This window comes from Pseudomonas sp. SDO5532_S415 (genome assembly GCF_054071155.1).
In genome coordinates this window covers 1-514 of sequence record NZ_JBSVWS010000370.1, presented here as the reverse complement: position 1 = coordinate 514, position 514 = coordinate 1, and the positions used below count along the sequence as shown (strand labels likewise).

Genomic DNA, 514 nt, shown 5'->3' with positions numbered 1-514 from the left:
GTGCCGTCGTCGTTGATTGCGCGCCACATCAGGCCCTGGGTGATGCCATTGACCCACATCGAAGCGATGTACAGCACCGTGCCGATGGTCGCCAGCCAGAAGTGCGCGTTAATCAGGCCTGTGCTGTGCATCTGCTCACGGCCGAAGACTTTCGGCACCATGTGATAGGTCGCGCCAAAGGTAATCATCGCCACCCAACCCAATGCCCCTGCATGTACGTGGCCGATGGTCCAGTCGGTGTAGTGGGAGAGGGCGTTGACGGTCTTGATCGCCATCATCGGCCCTTCGAAGGTCGACATGCCGTAGAAGGCCAGCGACAGCACCAGAAAGCGCAGGATCGGGTCGGTGCGCAACTTATGCCAGGCCCCCGACAGAGTCATCATGCCGTTGATCATGCCGCCCCAGCTCGGCGCCAGCAGGATCAGCGACATGGCCATGCCCAGCGACTGCGCCCAGTCCGGTAGCGCGGTGTAGTGCAGGTGGTGGGGACCTGCCCAGATGTACAGGGTGATCA

The 514-nt window shown here is 61.7% G+C and carries 1 protein-coding gene; it reads right to left on the bottom strand.

Translation table 11 applies throughout. The annotated features are described in order from the left end of the window. Window positions 1-514 (bottom strand): cbb3-type cytochrome c oxidase subunit I (locus ACW9HW_RS30150; RefSeq protein WP_457402979.1); only part of this gene is annotated, 514 nt, incomplete at both ends.